The sequence below is a fragment of the Enterobacter sp. FUJ80071 genome (genome assembly GCF_038739915.1).
GTDB lineage: Bacteria > Pseudomonadota > Gammaproteobacteria > Enterobacterales > Enterobacteriaceae > Enterobacter > Enterobacter kobei.
On the sequence record NZ_JBBXKH010000001.1, the window covers coordinates 2173881 to 2191786 of the forward strand.

Annotated in this window: 17 protein-coding genes and 1 pseudogene; 11 read left to right on the top strand and 7 right to left on the bottom strand. The window is 57.2% G+C overall.

All coding sequences use genetic code 11. The features are described 5' to 3' along the window. Nucleotides 1-318: a YdbL family protein gene (locus tag AAER43_RS10620; protein WP_023330315.1), complete on the top strand. Its 318-nt coding sequence runs from the start codon at nucleotides 1-3 to the stop codon at nucleotides 316-318. On the opposite strand, the gene feaR is transcribed toward AAER43_RS10620, so the two are convergent. Then, the gene (feaR, locus tag AAER43_RS10625; RefSeq protein ID WP_014883693.1) at nucleotides 319-1227 is read right to left on the bottom strand and encodes a transcriptional regulator FeaR; all 909 of its coding nucleotides are present in this window, start codon (nucleotides 1225-1227) and stop codon (nucleotides 319-321) included. 240 nt (nucleotides 1228-1467) lie between these two features. Between feaR and AAER43_RS10630 the strand changes: the two genes are divergently transcribed. Continuing rightward, entirely contained in the window at nucleotides 1468-2967 is a 1500-nt protein-coding gene (locus tag AAER43_RS10630) for an aldehyde dehydrogenase family protein (protein WP_014883694.1), read from the top strand. Between the two features lie 87 nt (nucleotides 2968-3054). Here the strand turns inward: AAER43_RS10630 and AAER43_RS10635 are convergent, their stop codons facing one another. The 3 genes from AAER43_RS10635 to paaZ all read right to left on the bottom strand — a co-directional run bounded on the left by AAER43_RS10635 (nucleotide 3055) and on the right by paaZ (nucleotide 8798). Beyond that, nucleotides 3055-4161, bottom strand: a complete 1107-nt coding sequence (locus AAER43_RS10635) for a GGDEF domain-containing protein (RefSeq protein WP_050862403.1) — start codon at nucleotides 4159-4161, stop codon at nucleotides 3055-3057. Nucleotides 4162-4279: 118 nt separating this feature from the next. Continuing rightward, entirely contained in the window at nucleotides 4280-6553 is a 2274-nt protein-coding gene (gene tynA / locus AAER43_RS10640; RefSeq protein ID WP_023338290.1) for a primary-amine oxidase, read from the bottom strand. Nucleotides 6554-6758: 205 nt separating this feature from the next. Further along, nucleotides 6759-8798 carry a phenylacetic acid degradation bifunctional protein PaaZ gene (gene paaZ / locus AAER43_RS10645; RefSeq protein WP_014883697.1) on the bottom strand — a complete coding sequence of 680 codons (2040 nt, stop codon included), beginning with the start codon at nucleotides 8796-8798 and terminating at the stop codon, nucleotides 6759-6761. Between the two features lie 285 nt (nucleotides 8799-9083). Here paaZ and paaA point away from each other — a divergent pair, with 285 nt between their 5' ends. From paaA to AAER43_RS10685, 8 genes and pseudogenes are all read left to right on the top strand, one after another. Further along, nucleotides 9084-10013 carry a 1,2-phenylacetyl-CoA epoxidase subunit PaaA gene (gene paaA, locus AAER43_RS10650; RefSeq protein ID WP_050862402.1) on the top strand — a complete coding sequence of 310 codons (930 nt, stop codon included), beginning with the start codon at nucleotides 9084-9086 and terminating at the stop codon, nucleotides 10011-10013. Between the two features lie 12 nt (nucleotides 10014-10025). Continuing rightward, on the top strand, nucleotides 10026-10313 hold the full coding sequence (gene paaB, locus AAER43_RS10655; RefSeq protein ID WP_006175064.1) for a 1,2-phenylacetyl-CoA epoxidase subunit PaaB: 288 nt from the start codon (nucleotides 10026-10028) through the stop codon (nucleotides 10311-10313). Nucleotides 10314-10321: 8 nt separating this feature from the next. Continuing rightward, nucleotides 10322-11068 (top strand): 1,2-phenylacetyl-CoA epoxidase subunit PaaC, encoded by a 747-nt coding sequence (paaC, locus tag AAER43_RS10660; protein ID WP_045269529.1) that lies wholly within the window; start codon nucleotides 10322-10324, stop codon nucleotides 11066-11068. Between the two features lie 11 nt (nucleotides 11069-11079). After that, complete coding sequence (gene paaD / locus AAER43_RS10665) at nucleotides 11080-11577, top strand: 1,2-phenylacetyl-CoA epoxidase subunit PaaD (protein ID WP_050862401.1); 498 nt, start codon at nucleotides 11080-11082, stop codon at nucleotides 11575-11577. Between the two features lie 7 nt (nucleotides 11578-11584). Further along, the gene (gene paaE, locus AAER43_RS10670; RefSeq protein WP_050862400.1) at nucleotides 11585-12655 is read left to right on the top strand and encodes a 1,2-phenylacetyl-CoA epoxidase subunit PaaE; all 1071 of its coding nucleotides are present in this window, start codon (nucleotides 11585-11587) and stop codon (nucleotides 12653-12655) included. Next, nucleotides 12652-13419, top strand: coding sequence for a 2,3-dehydroadipyl-CoA hydratase PaaF (gene paaF / locus AAER43_RS10675; protein ID WP_014883702.1), 768 nt, complete (start codon nucleotides 12652-12654; stop codon nucleotides 13417-13419). Before paaE ends, paaF begins: the two co-directional genes overlap by 4 nt. Next, on the top strand, nucleotides 13419-14207 hold the full coding sequence (gene paaG / locus AAER43_RS10680; RefSeq protein WP_100246810.1) for a 2-(1,2-epoxy-1,2-dihydrophenyl)acetyl-CoA isomerase PaaG: 789 nt from the start codon (nucleotides 13419-13421) through the stop codon (nucleotides 14205-14207). The genes paaF and paaG overlap by 1 nt, the downstream gene beginning before the upstream one ends. Before the next feature lies 1 nt (nucleotide 14208). Then, a pseudogene (locus AAER43_RS10685) lies at nucleotides 14209-14700 on the top strand (3-hydroxyacyl-CoA dehydrogenase NAD-binding domain-containing protein); the annotation flags it as partial. A 77-nt stretch (nucleotides 14701-14777) separates the two neighbouring features. Here the strand turns inward: AAER43_RS10685 and AAER43_RS10690 are convergent. Beyond that, nucleotides 14778-15359 (bottom strand): recombinase family protein, encoded by a 582-nt coding sequence (locus AAER43_RS10690; protein ID WP_059386969.1) that lies wholly within the window; start codon nucleotides 15357-15359, stop codon nucleotides 14778-14780. A 422-nt stretch (nucleotides 15360-15781) separates the two neighbouring features. Here AAER43_RS10690 and AAER43_RS10695 point away from each other — a divergent pair, with 422 nt between their 5' ends. After that, the gene (locus tag AAER43_RS10695; protein ID WP_342701922.1) at nucleotides 15782-16210 is read left to right on the top strand and encodes a tail fiber assembly protein; all 429 of its coding nucleotides are present in this window, start codon (nucleotides 15782-15784) and stop codon (nucleotides 16208-16210) included. Here AAER43_RS10695 and AAER43_RS10700 read toward each other — a convergent pair. After that, nucleotides 16191-16787, bottom strand: a complete 597-nt coding sequence (locus tag AAER43_RS10700) for a tail fiber assembly protein (RefSeq protein ID WP_342701923.1) — start codon at nucleotides 16785-16787, stop codon at nucleotides 16191-16193. The two genes, AAER43_RS10695 and AAER43_RS10700, sit on opposite strands and share 20 nt — an antisense overlap. After that, a complete protein-coding gene (locus AAER43_RS10705; RefSeq protein ID WP_342701924.1) occupies nucleotides 16787-17905 on the bottom strand; it encodes a phage tail protein in 1119 nt (372 codons plus the stop codon). Before AAER43_RS10705 ends, AAER43_RS10700 begins: the two co-directional genes overlap by 1 nt. Nucleotide 17906: the final 1 nt, after the last annotated feature.

Here is a 17906-nt window from a genome sequence, read left to right on the forward strand (position 1 = left end):
ATGAAACGTTTAGCTCTGATTCTACTGGCTCTGGGGATGAATGCGCAGGCGGCTGCGCTGACCTTAAATGATGCCCGGGCGCAGGGGCGCGTGGGGGAAACACTCAGCGGGTATATTGCCCCGATCCAACAGGATGCAGAAACGCTGGCGCTGGTAAACCGTATTAACGCGGCGCGCACCGAGAGCTATCAGAAGCTGGCCGACAGCAATAATTTACCGGTCGATGAAGTGGCGAAAATGGCGGGGCAAAAACTGGTTGCCCGTGCGCAGCCGGGCGAATACGTGAAGGGAATTAACGGCAAATGGCTGAAAAAATAGCTAGCGGTGGCGCTTGCGGTATTCGCCGGGCGAGACGCCAAAACGCTGCTTAAAGGCCGTTGAAAAATGGCTATGGTCGGTGAACCCCCAGCTGTAGCCAATTCCCGCCAGCTTTTCATCATCCCCGGCAGAGCGCAGCACCTGCGCACAGAGATCCAGCCGACGGTTTTTAATGTACTGCGCGACCACCAGCCCCTTCTCGGCAAACATGCGGTAGAGGCTGCGCACGGACATCCCGCTCTCGGCGGCAATCCACTCCGGGCGCAGAGAGTCAGACTGAATATGATCGTCAATCAGCGCCACGACATGCTGGAACTGGCGTTCCTTGCGCGGCTGAATCACGTCGCGTTGCTGAAACGCCGGGCGCAGCAGGCAGACCATGGCTTCGAGCGCGGCTTCGCTCTCCCGGTCACTCAGGTCGGCGTTGTTCATGCTTTCCATCAGCAGGCGATGGCTCAGCTGTACCGTTGGCAGCGAGCGAGAGAGGGCGAGCGCGCAGCTAATCTCATGAAAACGACACTGTTGCTCAATAATCTGGCGGGGTACCAGCAGCGAAATCTGGCGGGATTTTTCCTGCCAGTTGATTGAGCAGGGCCGGGAGGCGTCAAGCAGCGTGATATCGCCTGTTCGGAGCACAGCGCGACGGTCATCCTGTTCAATTTCCGCACTGCCCTCAAGCTGGAAGACGGTATAGAACCAGGCATCATTACTCTGTTTGATCTCCTGACGGGAGCGAAACAGATTTACGCCGCCGGCGGTGACGGTGCTGAGCTTCAGGCTGCGCGCATAGCTGGTCTCCAGTTCGCCGACGAATTTTCCCCCGGTGGGCTGTGCATTAAAACGCCCGCACACCTGGTTAATCTGCGCCAGCCACTGCTGATACTGTTCCTGCTCGCTTGCACACGCCATCGTTTCTCTCACTGCACCGTCAATGTTTTCGCATTGTTGCATTTATGTTGCGTTTTGTCAGGGCTCTGGGCTGACTATAGGAAAGAACACTCATCGGGAACAGCGATATAAGGTGGAATTATCACGATTTGCGGCACCTGTCACAGGTGGCAAAGCGAATGTCACAGAGACAAAAGCGAGAATGCGAAACCCCTCTTAGACTGGATGAACACCCTGCGAATAATAACGAAGGAGTATCCTATGTCCGAATCCCAGGTGGCTATTCAGCCTGCCGTGCAGCAGTTTTTAGACCGACATCATGGCCTGTGGATTGAAGGGCGTCAGGCCGCGTCGGACAGCGAAAAGCGGCTCAACGTCTATAACCCGGCCACGGGCGAGGTGATTGCCTCGACGGCCGATGCCAGCGTCGATGACGTTGACCGTGCCGTCATGTCCGGCTGGCGTGCTTTTGTTGCCCGCAGCTGGGCCGGAAAATTACCGGCGGAGCGCGAGCGGATCCTGCTCCGTTTCGCCGATCTGGTTGAACAGCACAGCGAGGAGCTGGCCCAGCTTGAAACGCTGGAGCAGGGGAAATCGATTAACATTTCCCGTCTCTTTGAAGTGGGTTGTACCCTGAACTGGATGCGCTATACCGCCGGGCTGACCACCAAAATCGCAGGCAAAACCCTCGACCTGTCTATTCCCCTGCCACAGGGGGCGCGTTATCAGGCATGGACACGTAAAGAGCCGGTTGGCGTGGTGGCCGGGATTGTGCCCTGGAACTTCCCGCTGATGATTGGAATGTGGAAAGTGATGCCTGCGCTGGCGGCGGGGTGCTCGATTGTCATCAAGCCATCAGAAACCACGCCGCTGACCATGCTGCGCGTGGCTGAACTGGCCAGTGAAGCGGGCATTCCGGACGGGGTATTCAACGTGGTGACCGGGAGCGGCGCGGTGTGCGGCGCAGCGCTGACCTCGCATCCGCATATTGCAAAGGTGAGCTTTACCGGCTCAACGGCGACGGGTAAGCAAATTGCCCGCGCGGCGGCAGATACCCTGACAGGCGTGACCCTGGAACTGGGTGGCAAAAACCCGGCTATCGTACTCAAAGATGCGGACCCGGCGTGGGTGATCGAAGGCCTGATGACCGGGAGCTTCCTGAACCAGGGGCAGGTGTGTGCGGCGAGTTCCCGTATCTACATTGAAGCGCCGCTGTTTGACACGCTGGTCAGCGGCTTCGAACAGGCGGTGAAATCCCTGAGCGTCGGGCCGGGTATGTCCCCGGAAGCATTTATCAACCCGCTGGTGTCGCGTGCGCATTGTGACAAGGTGCAGACTTTCCTCGATGAAGCGCAATCTCGCCACGCAGAGCTGATTGTCGGTAACCGTGGCCCGGAAGGGAAAGGCTATTACGTTTCGCCGACGCTGGTGGTCAACCCGGATGCCGCGCTGCGCTTAACCCGCGAAGAGGTGTTTGGCCCGGTGGTCAATCTGGTGCGCGTTGCCGATGGTGAAGAGGCGCTTCAGCTGGCAAACGACACCGAATATGGCCTGACCGCCAGCGTCTGGACGCAGAATATCAGCAAGGCGCTGGAGTACACCGACAGGCTGCAGGCGGGCACCGTCTGGGTAAACAGCCATACGCTGATCGACGCCAACCTGCCGTTCGGCGGCATGAAGCAGTCCGGCACAGGTCGCGACTTTGGCCCGGACTGGCTGGACGGATGGTGTGAGACGAAGTCGGTTTGCGTGCGGTATTAAGAAACAAGCCGGGTGGCGGCTACGCCTTACCCGGCCTACTTTCTCTGGTTTTGTAGGCCGGGTAAGCGCAGCGCCACCCGGCATTATTCAAAGCGACCACCGATCCCGCCCGGCCTCTTTCGCCCGATAAAGCGCCGCATCGGCGCGGGCGATTATTTCGGTGCCGGCTAACCCCTCCGTCATGCCGGCAATCCCCATGCTCACGGTCACATGGTCGCTGACCGTCGAGGCGCCATGCGGTATGGCCTCCGTGCGCAGCCCGTCCTGAATACGCATGGCAACCTTTTCTGCGATGTTTAGCGGGCAATTGAAAAGGATCACCACAAACTCCTCGCCGCCGTAACGTGATACGACGTCGTCCGGCGTTCGTACCGACTGCTTCAGCACCCGCGCCACGCGCGTCAGGCAGTCATCACCCGCCTGGTGGCCGTAGGTGTCGTTGTAGCGTTTGAAATAGTCGATATCCAGCATAATCAGCGAGAAAGGTTTCTTCTGCTCAACAGCGTTTTCCAGCACCACCTCCATTCTCCGGCGGTTGGCGGTTTTGGTTAGCGGATCCTGATGCGCCAGCGCATCCAGCCGAGAGATCAACAGTTGATTTTGCTGATTACGACGCCAGGCTTCATCAAACCAGCTCAACAGGATAAAACGCCCGCAGATCAGGATCAGGGTAAACACGCTCCAGATGATGACAAAGTGAAGGTTGAGGCCATCGTTGAGTATCCAGCTTGCGACCGGAAGGGTGATCCAGAGCGGAAGCACAAAGGCGAGTAATCCCTCAGGGTAAAAGTAGAGCGCCGTTAACCCTGCGAGTAACAAAATCACGCACAGCGGCCAGACGTGGGGCAGCAGCAAATAGGTAATAAACAAAAAACAGGATACCGACCAGATGGCGCTACAGATAAAGAGCACCACGCTGATACCCGCAATACGCCGCCAGGCCATCAGGATCAACGCGGCAGAGAGGATAATAATGCCGAGCATCGAGGCATCGACCAGGGTCGTCAGTTGCGGTATATGAGGATAAAGCGGATCGCTGGCCTTAAGCAGGACGTGTCGCAGCAGGATCATCACGGCGAAGCTGACGTTGACGAACGCCAGCCAGGGCAGGTTCATCGCCAGCCCATGCATGACCATCGCGTGGCGCGTCGACCAGGTAGCGCGTTCCAGTGTCGGTTTTTTTCTTTTTTCCATAAAGCCCTTTCCCGTCCGGGGGATAAATCATGCAGGTGAGATATCTGTAACTATAAGCAAGCATGGACGATCCTCAAACGGCAGGGCAAAAAAAACCGGGCGATTGCCCGGCGGTGGGTTATTTTTCGTCTTTTTTCTTTCCGAGCGTTGGCGTCTCGTCGAAGAAGTTCCACGGTTTAAGCAGGGCATGCACCCATTCCGTTGGCATGATCGGCCACTCTTCCGCACGGGCGACGTGGGTCGTGCCGGTGGTCATCCAGACTACGTCATCCTGATCGTTAAGCGACTCGTTATCTTTGCTGTACTGTCCCAGTCCCGTGTCGTGGATGGAGCGGTTAGGGAATTTACCTTCCGGATAGCGTTCATCCGGGTGGTAACGGGTCACCCACAGCTGTTTATCCATAAAGCTCAGGCGATGGTAGATCCACTCATCCGGGGCAAATTTCGCGCCGGTTGCCACCGGGTGGGTGCCGCCCGCGTAGGGAATAATCTGATACGATACCGGGTTGCCCATGCGGTTCTCTTTACGGGTGTTGCTCAGCAGGCGAATAGTGCCCGGGTCAAATTTCTGTGCCGCCTGCTGTTCGGTATCAATGTCGTACTGATTGACCTGCATGGTACTGGTGCGCGGGCCACCGGCGGTATTGGGTTTCACTTCCGGATCCATCGCCACCAGCTTGTTGTTAATACCATCGACATCCATATCAAGACGGAAGTTATAGATGTGCTGGTGCGTGGTGCCCACAATGTTGTGGTCAATCAACGTGCCGTAACGGGTATCGTCTTTGGCGGTGGCGTCATGCATGGTTTTGGCCTGAACGCCTTTCACGGCTTCAATACCCGTCGCGCCAGCATCAATGCCGAGGGTGCCGTTCTCATGGAATACCCAGTCGAAGATGTAATCGTAGTTACCGACGGTACTCACCCAGCGCACCACCAGTTCACGACGCTCGGCGCTGACGTTTGGCTGACCCATCTCCTGATGCTTGTATTCCGGCCCGGCATAGCGTTCGAAAATGGCGATTGCGCGCGGGATCTCCATCGGCGCGCCGGTATAGTCCGGGATGGTTTCATTGAGCATCACGGCGTTGGACGGCACGTCTTTACCCCGCACCAGCGGCGAGGTCAGGGTGCCCATGCCGTAGTCGCCGGAGTCGAGATAGGCTTTAAAGTACCAGCCCACGTCCGGATCGCCGTAAGGGACAATCATGCCGCCGAGCGACCCCTGATACATCACCTGACGTTTCTTGCCGTTGTCGTTATACGTGACGGTTGAGATCATCGGGCCCACGCGCGAGTCCAGGCTCAGGTGGAAATCCCAGTTCTGCCAGTGCACTCTGTCGCCGGTTATGGTGTAGTTCTTGCCTTCCGGTTCAATGATATCGAGCGGTTTTTTCGGTGTCTCTATGCGGTCGCGGCCATCATAGGGACGCGGGGTCAGGGGAACCGGGATAACGGCACCTTCTTCAATCTTCTGGATCTTCTTCTGCTCAAGGTCGACCACCGCCACCAGGTTTTCAATCGGATGTGCCCAGTAGTTGCCGTCGCCGACATCCAGATAGCTCACCACTTTCAGCAAACGGTCTTCCTGCTTAAGGCCATCTTTACCGTCGAAATAGCCGACGGTCAGCGGCGTGGTAATCACTTTTTTCGGGTCGGTTATGCCGTGCTTTTTAAGCACCTCAGCAAATTCGGTACTGTCGTTAATGATCTGCTGAACCGCGGTGAAATCATCCAACAGCACCATGCCGTGCGCGTCTTTGACCGGTTCCCAGCGCAGAATTTTTTTATCCTTCAGATCCACCAGGCTCTCGATGACATGCTTTCCGTCGAGCATGACGATCTTCGCCTGGCGAGGGGCATCGACTGCCGTACCGTTGAGCACATAGTCCCACACTTTGGCTTTCTCTGGCTCCGCAAGGGCGATCTGGGTAAAGCGGGTATTCGGTTTAAAATCCGCAGAGGCTTTAACAATCTCTACGGCTTGCTTAATTTCGTCTGCCGTGAGCGCATTTAACGGGTGAGGACTTTTTTCAACCTGGAAGGTCTGATCGAGACCGGACTGGAAAACATCGTTGATGAACGTCTCTGAGATAAAGGCCTTGTTGCCTTTCATCACCACCGGCACCTCAAGCGTGAGGGTTTTACCGTTGACGATAGCGGTTTTTGCGCCCGGTTTGACCTTCACAAAGGCGCCGTCTTTCGCAATGGTGAACATCTGTGCGTAATCGTCCCACTGCACGTCTGCGCCGAAGTCCTGCAGCGTTTTGTCCATCGGGACCATATGCGCCTCGCTGCCGTGGGCGAAAACAGGGGATTGCCAGGCGCAACACAGCGCAACGGCCATGGCCAGTGCCGTTCTACGGGCAGAAAAAGAAGAATTGCTTCCCATCGTAGACCTCATCTTGTTGTGTTTATTGTGTTGTGTCAGCCTTATCCTGACAGACGCCTGAGAAAAGCGTTTGCCTGCATCTGCCAGGTTATTTGTTGCACTTGCCAGGTTAAAAAAAGAGCGGGGCGGTGTCACACCCCGGCTGGTCGTCGTAGGCCGGGTAAGCATCGCGCCACCCGGCAGGAAAGGCGGTGAAGGGAAGGTGTCAGAATTCGCCCCGCTGGCGCGCCACCAGCGTCAGGATGGAGTAGAGCGCTACGGCCTGCTGGTGCTGGTTGAAAATCTCAACCGCCCACTCCACCACGCCCGTCGGTTTTTCTTCCGCGGTGCGCTGCTTCTTCAGCGTTTTGCGTTTGCAGGTGAGGCGCACCTGAATGGTGTCGCCCGGTTTGACCGGCTCGATAAAGCGCAGGTTTTCCATACCGTAGTTGGCAATCACCGGTCCGACCCCCGCATCGACGAACAGTCCCGCGGCGGCGGAGATCAGGAAGTAACCGTGAACCACCCGTTCGCCAAAGATCGACTCTGCCGCACCAATCTTGTCCATATGGGCGTAGAAGTGATCTCCGCTCAGACAGGCAAAGTTCACAATATCCGCTTCCGTCAGGGTGCGACGCGGCGTCAGCAGGCTGTCGCCCGGCTGCAGCTCCTCAAAGTATTTGCGGAACGGATGCACGCGATCTTCCTGCACGGTTGCGCCACGCACCCACTGCTTGCCAATGGCCGCCAGCATGGTCGGACTGCCCTGAATCGCCGTGCGCTGCAGGTAGTGCTTCACCGCGCGCAGGCCGCCCAGTTCCTCACCGCCGCCCGCGCGACCGGGCCCGCCGTGCACCAGCTGCGGCAGCGGGGAGCCGTGTCCGGTGGACTCTTTGGATGATTCCTCGTTGAGGATCTGAATACGCCCGTGGGCACGTGCCGCACCGGCAATGAACTGGCGGGCAAGGGCTAAATCAGCGGTAACCAGCGTTCCTGCGAGGCTGCCGCCGCCCGCGCGGGCAAGCGCCATCGCGTGCTCTGTATGGCGATACGGCATCAGCGTCGCTACCGGGCCGAAAGCTTCAGTTGAGTGCACCGCAGGGGTTTCGTCCGGCTGCGGACAGAACAACAGGGTCGGTGGGAAGAACGCGCCTGCGGCCTGTAAATCCGCTTTGCCACCCAGACGGATCTGGCATCCCGCCGTAACCAACAGGTCCACTTTCTCCTGCACGTCGGCGCGCTGTTCGGCATTCACCAGGGCGCCCATCTTCACCCCGTCCTGCGCCGGATCACCCACCACCACTTTTTCCAGCCGGGCAATCAGCGCCTGGCTGACGGCATCAATCTGATTCTGGGGGACGATGATACGGCGGATAGCGGTACATTTTTGTCCGGCTTTGGCGGTCATCTCGCGAACGACTTCCCGGATAAACAGGGCAAACTCCGGCTGCTCCGCCGTGACGTCTTCACCCAGCACGCAGCAGTTCAGGGAATCGGCCTCCATGGTGAACGGTATCGCGTTCGCCACAATATTCGGGTGAACGCGCAGGCTTTGCCCGGTACTGGCGGAGCCGGTAAAAGTCACCACGTCCTGGCTGTCGAGATGGTCAAGCAGGTCTCCCGCGCTGCCGCAAATCAGGCTAATGGCGCCGTCCGGCACCAGTCCGCTGTCCACGATAGATTTCACCATCGCCTGTGTCACCTGCGCGGTGGCGGTGGCCGGTTTAATGATGGCGGGCATCCCGGCAAGCCAGGTCGGCGCCAGCTTTTCCAGCATCCCCCAGCAGGGGAAGTTAAAGGCGTTGATATGTACCGCCACGCCGGATTTCGAGGTCAGAACGTGGCGAGCGGCAAAACCGCCTTCTTTTGACAGCGGGATCAACTCATCTTCCGGCCACAGCGTGTCATCCGGCAGCTCCCGGCTGCCCAGGCTTGCGTAAGTAAAGAGGGTGCCGATCCCGCCTTCAATATCCACCCAGCTGTCCGCTTTCGTCGCCCCGGTCTGGGCGGAGAGGGCATAGAACGTCTCTTTTTCGCTAAGCAGGTGTTTCGCTACCGCTTTCAGCATGGCTGCACGTTCAATAAAGGTCATCTTATGAAGCGCTTCGCCACCGCGCTCAATCGCATAGCGACGAGCGGCCGCCATATCCAGCCCTTCGCTGGTGACTTCCCACAATGCTTCGCCGCTGATGGCGTGATGAATGGCGCGTTCACGGCCCCGGCCAGACTGCCAGGTACCGGACAAGAAGCTGGCTAACTGCTGCATCGCTTATCTCCAAGTGTTACGTAATTTCACCATTAATAGTTTAATTATGAATCATAAAAAGCAAGCTGAGATTTTAATGAATTGTTAATGCTGTGATCTGGCCTGATGAATTGCAGCCCGTCAGACCGCTTTCTGCAAGGGCGATAGCAAAAGCCTTGCGAGCACCATCACAAAACAAGGAAACAATTCTTGGGGTTATATTTAACCTTTGTGTAACTTTTAAAAAACAAAGTGATTCATCATTTCGCTTTAATTTGCAAACTAACGAATCATAAAGGTGATGACGTGACGCAAGAACAACGGTTTGAGCAGCGCATAGCGCAGGAGACGGCGATTGAGCCTCAGGACTGGATGCCTGACGCCTACCGTAAAACGTTGATCCGCCAGATTGGTCAGCATGCGCATTCCGAAATCGTCGGCATGCTGCCGGAAGGTAACTGGATCACCCGCGCACCCACGCTGCGCCGAAAAGCGATTCTGCTGGCGAAAGTACAGGATGAAGCCGGACACGGACTTTACCTCTACAGCGCGGCAGAAACGCTGGGCTGCGCACGGGAAGACATCTACCAGAAGATGCTCGACGGCAAGATGAAGTACTCCTCCATTTTTAACTATCCCACCCTGAGCTGGGCCGACATCGGTGTCATCGGCTGGCTGGTGGACGGGGCTGCCATCGTCAATCAGGTGGCGCTGTGCCGCACCTCTTACGGTCCGTATGCCCGGGCGATGGTGAAAATCTGCAAAGAAGAGAGCTTCCACCAGCGTCAGGGTTTTGAAGCCTGCATGGCGCTGGCCCAGGGAAGTGAGGCGCAGCGCCAGATGCTGCAGGACGCCATCAATCGCTTCTGGTGGCCTGCGCTGATGATGTTCGGGCCGAACGACGATAACTCGCCAAACAGCGCCCGCAGCCTGGCCTGGAAAATCAAACGCTTCAGAAACGACGAGCTGCGTCAGCGTTTTGTCGACAACACGGTGCCGCAGGTGGCGATGCTGGGCATGACGGTGCCGGATCCTGACCTGCGTTTTGATGAAGAGAGCGGTCACTACCGCTTCGGCGAAATCGACTGGCAGGAATTTGAAGAGGTGATTAACGGGCGCGGCATCTGCAACCACGAACGGCTGGCCGCTAAACGTAAAGCCTGGGAAGACGGGGCGTGGGTGCGGGAAGCCGCCCTGGCCCACGCAGGAAAACAACGCGCCCGTCAGGCCGCATAAGAGGAAATAATCATGAGCAATGTCTACTGGCCGCTGTACGAAGTGTTCGTACGCAGCAAACAAGGGTTGTCCCACCGTCACGTGGGCAGCCTGCATGCCGCCGACGATCGCATGGCGCTGGAAAATGCGCGCGATGCTTACACCCGTCGCAGTGAAGGATGTTCTATCTGGGTGGTGAAGGCGAGCGAGATTATTGCCTCCCAGCCGGAAGAGAGCGGCGAATTTTTCGATCCGGCGGAAAGCAAGGTTTACCGCCATCCGACGTTCTACACCATCCCCGATGGCATCGAGCACATGTGAGGCGAAGGATGAAAACAGTCACAGCCTATGCCCTGCGTCTGGGCGACAACGGTCTGGTGCTCTCCCAGCGTCTGGGGGCCTGGTGCGGCCACGCGCCGGAGCTGGAGATCGATCTCGCGCTGGCCAATATCGGTCTTGACCTGCTGGGCCAGGCGCGCAATTTCCTGGCCTACGCCGCTGAATGTGAAGGTGAGGGCGACGAAGATACCCTGGCGTTTGGGCGCGACGAGCGCCAGTTCCGCAATGTCCTGCTGGTGGAGCAGCCCAACGGCAATTTCGCCGACACCATTGCCCGTCAGTACCTGATGGATGCCTGGAACGTGGCGCTGTATGAGCGCCTGACCCGCAGCACTGACGGCCAGCTTGCCGCCATCGCCGCCAAAGCGATCAAAGAGGCGCGCTACCACCTGCGCTTTAGCCGCGGCTGGCTGGTACGCCTGGGCGACGGGACCGAAACGTCCGCACAAAAAATGCAGCAGGCCATCAATAACCTGTGGCGCTTTACGGCAGAGCTGTTCGACGCCGATGACGTTGAACTGGCGCTGATAGATTCCGGCGTGGCGGTGGACCCACGCACCCTGCGCCAGCCGTGGGAAAGCGAAGTGTATGCTGGTCTCAAAGAAGCCAGCCTGAGCGTACCCGATGAGGTGGCGTACCGCACCGGGGGTAAGAAGGGGCTGCATACCGAACATCTGGGGCCGATGCTGGCAGAAATGCAGTATCTCCAGCGCGCGTATCCCGGCCAGCAGTGGTAAAGGAGAAGGCTATGCAACGTCTCGTCGACATCGCACCGGCGCAAATCCCGCAGATCTGGTCGCTGTTAAGCCAGATCCCGGACCCGGAAGTGCCGGTATTAACCATCACCGACTTAGGCATGGTGCGCAGCGTCAAGGCACAGGGGGAAGGCTGGGTGATTGGCTTCACGCCAACCTATTCGGGCTGCCCGGCAACGGAACACCTGCTGGGGGCGATCCGCGACGTGATGACCGCGCATGGCTTTACCCCGGTGCACATTGTGCTCCAGCTTGACCCTGCCTGGACCACCGACTGGATGACCGCCGACGCGCGCGAACGCCTGCGGGCTTACGGCATCAGCCCGCCCGTGGGGAATAGCTGCCACGCGCACGCCCCGGCGGAGGTGAGCTGCCCGCGCTGCGCCAGTACCGACACCGCGCTAATCAGTGAATTTGGTTCGACGGCCTGCAAAGCGCTTTACCGCTGCAACACCTGCCGCGAACCCTTCGACTATTTCAAATGCATTTGAGGCTGCCATGACAACGTTTCATTCATTAACAGTGGCAAAAGTGGAACCCGAAACCCGCGACGCGGTGACCATCACGTTTGCGGTGCCGCAGGCGCTGCAGGAAGCCTACCGCTTTCGCCCCGGACAGCACCTGACGCTGAAAACGAAGCTGGGCGGGGACGAGCTGCGCCGCTGTTACTCCATCTGCCGGAGTACCGCGCCGGGTGAGATCAGCGTGGCGGTCAAAGCCATCGAAGGCGGGCGTTTTTCCCGCTATGCCCGAGATGAGATCAAAGCAGGCATGGCGCTGGAGGTGATGGTTCCGCAGGGGCAATTTGGCTATCAGCCGCAGGCCGAACGTGAAGGCCACTACCTGGCGATAGCCGCAGGCTCCGGCATCACCCCGATGCTGGCGATCCTCGCCGCCACGCTGGCCACCGAACTGAACAGCCATTTCACTCTGATTTACGGCAACCGCAGCAGTCAGAGCATGATGTTCCGCCAGGCGCTGGCGGACCTGAAAGATAAATATCCGCAGCGGCTGCAGCTGGTCTCCATCTTCAGCCAGGAGCGGCTGGACAGCGATCTGCTGTATGGCCGCATCGACGGGGAAAAGCTGCAGGCGCTGGCGAAAACCCTGATCAACTTCCGTCAGTACGACGACGCGTTTATCTGCGGCCCGTCGTCGATGATGGACGAGGCCGAAGCCGCGCTGAAGGCGCTGGGGATGCCGGAAAAATCCATTCATCTTGAACGCTTTAATACGCCGGGGACCGCCGTGAAACGCACGGTAAACGTGCAGGCGGAAGGGCAGAAAGTGACCGTGCGACAGGACGGGCGCGACCGCGAAATTACCCTGACGGCAGACGACGAAAGCATCCTCGATGCTGCCCTGCGTCAGGGGGCGGACCTGCCTTATGCCTGTAAAGGCGGCGTGTGCGCGACCTGTAAATGCAAAGTGCTGCGCGGGAAGGTGGACATGGCGACCAACTACAGTCTGGAGCCGGACGAGCTGGCCGCCGGGTATGTGCTGAGCTGTCAGTCACTGCCGCTCACCGCCGACGTGATCGTCGACTTTGACGCAAAGGGGATGGCATGAGCGAACTGACTGTTACCCGTCATGGCCGCGTGCTGCAGCTGACGCTGAACCGTCCGGCGGCGCGTAATGCCCTGAATAACGCCCTGTTGACGCAATTAGCCGACGCGCTGGAAAGCGCTGCGGTTGATGCCGACATCTCGGCCTGTGTGATCTACGGCAACGAACGCTGCTTTGCCGCCGGGGCCGATCTCAACGAAATGGCAGAGAAAGACCTGCCCGCCACCCTGAACGATATCCGCCCGCAACTGTGGGCGCGCATTAACGCGTTTAACAAACCGCTGATCGCCGCCGTCAACGGTTTCGCGCTGGGCGCCGGATGTGAACTTGCGCTGCTGTGCGACGTGGTGATTGCCGGGGATAACGCACGATTTGGCCTGCCGGAAATCACCCTCGGCATTATGCCGGGGGCGGGCGGTACCCAGCGACTGATCCGCAGCGTCGGTAAATCCCTTGCCAGCAAAATGGTGCTGACCGGAGAGAGCATTACTGCGCAGCAGGCGATGAGCGCCGGGCTGGTCAGCGATGTCTTCCCGGCATCCCTGACGCTGGAGTATGCCCTGAAGCAGGCGGCAGTGATGGCGCGCCATTCCCCGCTGGCGCTGCAGGCGGCGAAACAGGCGCTTCGTCAGTCTCAGGAGGTGCCTCTGCAGGCTGGCCTGATGCAGGAGCGTCAGCTTTTTACGCTGCTCTCTGCCACCGAAGACCGCCGGGAAGGTATCGACGCTTTCTTGCAAAAACGCACCCCCGACTTTAAAGGACGCTAATTGTGGAATGTATTCTCAGTCAAGTAGAACAGGGCGTAATGACCATTACGCTGAACCGTCCGGAGCGTCTGAATAGCTTTAATGACGTGATGCATCAGCAGCTTGCAGAATGCCTGAAACAGGCCGAGCGCGATGACACCATCCGCTGCCTGCTGATCACCGGCGCAGGGCGCGGTTTCTGTGCCGGTCAGGATTTGAACGACCGCAACGTCGACCCCAACGGCCCGGCACCGGACCTGGGGATGTCGGTTGAAACCTTCTATAACCCCCTGGTACGCCGCCTGGCAAAACTGCCGAAGCCGGTCATTTGTGCAGTCAACGGCGTAGCGGCCGGCGCTGGCGCCACGCTGGCGCTCGGCTGCGACATGGTGATTGCCGCCCGTTCCGCCAACTTTGTGATGGCCTTCAGCAAGCTCGGCTTAGTGCCGGACTGCGGCGGCACCTGGCTGCTGCCACGCGTGGCCGGACGTGCCCGCGCCATGGGACTGGCGCTGCTCGGCGATAAACTCAGCGCCGAACAGGCGCAGGCGTGGGGAATGATCTGGCAGGTGGTGGATGACGACCAGCTCTCCACTACCGCGCAGCAGATGGCGCTGCACTTTGCGTCTCAGCCAACCTTTGGGCTGGGGCTGATCAAGCAGGCCATTAACGCCGCGGAAACCAACACCCTGGATGCCCAGCTTGACCTGGAGCGCGACTATCAACGTCTGGCCGGTCGCAGCGACGACTACCGCGAAGGCGTCAGCGCTTTCCTGGCGAAGCGCACGCCGAACTTTACGGGGAAATAAGATGCTGAACATACGCACGGTTGCCGTGATTGGCAGCGGCACGATGGGCGCGGGCATTGCCGAAGTTGCCGCCAGCCACGGCCATCAGGTTCTGCTTTACGACATCGCCGGCGATGCGATTTCACGCGCCATCGACGGAATTCGCCAGCGTCTGGCCTCCCGGGTAACGCGCGGAAAGCTCTCCGCCGATGCCAGCGCCCAGATCCTGGCCCGGCTGCTTCCGGTGACGGATATCACCGCGCTTTCCGCGGCCGAACTGGTAATTGAAGCGGCCTCCGAACGACTGGAGGTGAAAAAGGCATTGTTTGCGCAGCTGGCGGAGATCTGTCCGCCCCAGACGCTGCTGACCAGCAACACATCGTCCATTTCCGTCACGGCGATTGCGGCAGACGTGAATCATCCGGAGCGCGTGGCGGGGCTGCACTTCTTTAACCCCGCGCCGGTGATGAAGCTGGTGGAGGTGGTCAGCGGGCTGGCGACCTCTGCGGAAGTTGATGCGCCGCGCGATAAATGCGCCCATTTCCGTGAGATAAATGGCATCGCTGCGGCGTTTCAATATTTGCAAAAGAATTACATTCCTACTGCGTTATCCTTCCTCTGACCATCCACCGGAAAGTATCGGTAAAGCGTCGATAACCCTACACCGTAGATAATGGCCAACTGGTGACGGGTGTGCCCCTTCGCCAATAGCCGCCCAATCTGCTCTCGCTCATGCGCTTTTAATGCGTTGGGCCTTCCACCTACGCGTCCCTGTGCCCTGGCTGCTGCCAGCCCGGCCAGTGTTCGTTCGACGATCAGCTCGCGTTCCATCTCCGCCAGTGCCGACATCACATGGAAAAAGAAACGCCCCATGGCAGTACTGGTATCAATGCTGTCTGTTAAAGAGCGAAAGTGGGCACCGCGTTCATGTAACTCAGATATAAGTGCGATCAGGTTCTTAACGCTGCGTCCCAGCCTGTCCAGTTTCCACACGACCAGGGTGTCTCCGCTATTAATGCACTTTAAAGCGCGTTTCAGACCGGGGCGGCTGGCAACTTTTCCGCTCATACGGTCTTCAAAAATGCGGTCACAGTTTGCGCTTGTGAGTGCATTACGTTGTAAATCGCTGTTCTGGTCGATTGTTGATACGCGGATATAACCAATGATGGCCATCAATTTTCCTCCTCTATGTCGCGCTGGGAGGATTTTTACAGATTTCGCTATGTGTAACTGCTTTTCCAAAAACCTTCGTTTGGGAACAGCGGCGAAAAAGAACGTGGGGACTGGGGCAGGTCAAATTCCGGATATGAGTGCATTTCCTTTTAGCAGCAATTGGTTTCAGTTGCCAAGCGGTTGGATTATTCAATCCATGCCGGTAAGTATGGATCTAAATGTCACGTCCGGTAACGCTCCCTTGCCTATTGCTTTCCCGACACGAACAGTATGCGCAGTTGCTACCGGTGGCTCACTGACAGGATACTCTGCAGACCCCGGGACACTGACCTTAAATATGGCAGATAACTTCCGGATTCCGTGGCGTCGATTTAATTCCACTGCGGTATCGAGTATAACGATAATTGCAATAGGGTATTAATATGCAAATGTATAAATATTTTGACGATATATTTTATGCTTACTTATTAAAAGAAAATTATGAGGCCAATAAATTATGGCCCGAAGGCGGCAAGGATGTTGATGAGGAAATATTTACAGAATTCTCCGGCTTGCCGCCAGATGGTAAAATTAGAGGAACTGATAATGAAGGTTCGCCTGCATGGATTGATAAACCTGAACCAACGCACGCTGAACTTATTGCGTTTGCCGACGCTGAGAAGCAATCCCGTATTGTTCAGGCTAACGTCTACATCAACAGTAAACAGTGGCCCGGCAAAGCGGCGATCGGCCGTCTAAAGGGAGACGAATTAGCCCAATACAATTTGTGGCTCGATTACCTTGATGCACTAGAGGCCGCTGATACATCAACGGCTCCCGTCATTACCTGGCCTACTCCGCCAGTGGTGTAGGCCACTCGACATCTGGTGCGTTGGAAGTATCTACTGCTTCCAGCGTGTCCAGATAATCAAGCCATGCGTTATACTGCTCCTTCTCCGTGTCTTTCAAGCGCCCCATAACTGCTTTGCCGGGCCACTGTTTACTGTTCATGTACGCGTTAGCCTGGTCAATTTTTGCTTGTTTTTCACTTTCCGCTGCTGCTACATCAGCGGTATGCTGCGCATCTGCATCCTCTACCCATTTTTCCCCATCCCATTTATCGTAGGGTCCTGAAGGTGCAATGGTGGTATAACCATCATGAACAGGGCCAATGTAGTCGACAGTGGAAGACATGCCGTCTGTTGTTGAATAGACAATTTCACTTCGATGATCTTCGTTTTGCACCCACTCACCATTGCCGAAAACCGCAATTTTCCCTGAGATTTCTTCACCGGGATCAATATCCGTTGAATGTCCCGGCATGCTTACCCCGATGTTAATAAATTCGTCAGACCAGCCAGTATATTCGGACGTTACCACACCATAATAAAAACAACGGACCTCACCCGATTCTACGGCCAGTCCATGTTCATCAAAAACAGGTTTCATTATTTTGCCCTTACCAGGAAGTTAAATGCGATGTTACGCGGTCGCGTTTCTGTAGCAGTTCGAGCCACATTTGCAGCTGAAAAATTAGCACCTACGTAGCGTACGCCGGTGACAGCTCCCGTTGCCCACACCGGAACTTTCCCTAAATCGGTTGTGCCAGTAAATGCCCCTGTAGGAACGCCTATTCCACCAACGATACTCCCGTTATCACTTACGCCAAAAGAACCTGTGATGTTCTGAAGAGCATCAAGCTGAGCAGACAGAAGTGCGCGCCCAGAGTCAACTCCACGGCCATCATCCCATGTTCGAATAAATTCACCACGTGACTCGGGTAATGTTAGGCTTGGTATAACCTGAGCTAATTTTGGGTAAGTAGTGGCTGAGAACGAGGCTCCATTAAATTTCAGGAATACCATATCAGCCCATTCCGTCATCACCGTATTTGGCATCGCGGCAGACGGCCAGAAAAACGGAATACCGATAGCTGGAGCCCCCGCTCCCAAACGAAGGTATTCGAGAAGAGCAGCGACTGACTTACCTGATAATGCAGTTAACGTATTGTCCAGCGGCTGCTTACCCGCCAGTGCGTTTGTCATGGTAGTGGCGAAGTTAGGATCGTTACCCAATGCCGCCGCAAGTTCGTTCAACGTATCCAGTGCTGCTGGTGATGACGCGACCAGAGCGGCAAGCGCAGCTTTAACAAAGGCAGTTGTTGCCAGTTGGGTATTATTGACCGTTTGCGCTGCTGTTGGGGCGGTAGGAATACCCGTTAATCCTGGGCTGGCCAACGGCGCATAATCAGCGACCACTGTTTTGACATGGGCGGTGGTGGCCAGTTTGGTGCTGTTATCCGTTTTAACTACAGTCGGTGCAGCTGGATTTCCGGTAAATGTAGGGCTGGCTTTCGGCGCATACTGAGTATGCGGGTCAGCTGCAGCGATGTGTTTCTCGAGGTCTGAACCGCCTTTTTCAACCTGTTGTTTCAGGTATGACGTGCGGCTGGCCAGCTGTTTAGCCTGACGGTTAGATATCCCGTCAGGCCCGCCCAGAACAGGGTCAGAGACCTCGATTTGGTAGACGCCTTCTTCCCACTGCGGGGTTTCGGGTAGGTTTGCCATA

Excerpts from the sequence above, each read along its gene's own strand:
- AAER43_RS10620 (WP_023330315.1), top strand. The coding sequence starts at position 1 with ATGAAACGTTTAGCTCTGATTCTACTGGCTCTGGGGATGAATGCGCAG.
- feaR (WP_014883693.1), bottom strand. The coding sequence starts at position 1,227 with ATGGCGTGTGCAAGCGAGCAGGAACAGTATCAGCAGTGGCTGGCGCAG.
- AAER43_RS10630 (WP_014883694.1), top strand. The coding sequence starts at position 1,468 with ATGTCCGAATCCCAGGTGGCTATTCAGCCTGCCGTGCAGCAGTTTTTA.
- AAER43_RS10635 (WP_050862403.1), bottom strand. The coding sequence starts at position 4,161 with ATGGAAAAAAGAAAAAAACCGACACTGGAACGCGCTACCTGGTCGACG.
- tynA (WP_023338290.1), bottom strand. The coding sequence starts at position 6,553 with ATGGGAAGCAATTCTTCTTTTTCTGCCCGTAGAACGGCACTGGCCATG.
- paaZ (WP_014883697.1), bottom strand. The coding sequence starts at position 8,798 with ATGCAGCAGTTAGCCAGCTTCTTGTCCGGTACCTGGCAGTCTGGCCGG.
- paaB (WP_006175064.1), top strand. The coding sequence starts at position 10,026 with ATGAGCAATGTCTACTGGCCGCTGTACGAAGTGTTCGTACGCAGCAAA.
- paaC (WP_045269529.1), top strand. The coding sequence starts at position 10,322 with ATGAAAACAGTCACAGCCTATGCCCTGCGTCTGGGCGACAACGGTCTG.
- paaD (WP_050862401.1), top strand. The coding sequence starts at position 11,080 with ATGCAACGTCTCGTCGACATCGCACCGGCGCAAATCCCGCAGATCTGG.
- paaE (WP_050862400.1), top strand. The coding sequence starts at position 11,585 with ATGACAACGTTTCATTCATTAACAGTGGCAAAAGTGGAACCCGAAACC.
- paaF (WP_014883702.1), top strand. The coding sequence starts at position 12,652 with ATGAGCGAACTGACTGTTACCCGTCATGGCCGCGTGCTGCAGCTGACG.
- AAER43_RS10690 (WP_059386969.1), bottom strand. The coding sequence starts at position 15,359 with ATGGCCATCATTGGTTATATCCGCGTATCAACAATCGACCAGAACAGC.
- AAER43_RS10695 (WP_342701922.1), top strand. The coding sequence starts at position 15,782 with ATGCAAATGTATAAATATTTTGACGATATATTTTATGCTTACTTATTA.
- AAER43_RS10700 (WP_342701923.1), bottom strand. The coding sequence starts at position 16,787 with ATGAAACCTGTTTTTGATGAACATGGACTGGCCGTAGAATCGGGTGAG.
- AAER43_RS10705 (WP_342701924.1), bottom strand. The coding sequence starts at position 17,905 with ATGGCAAACCTACCCGAAACCCCGCAGTGGGAAGAAGGCGTCTACCAA.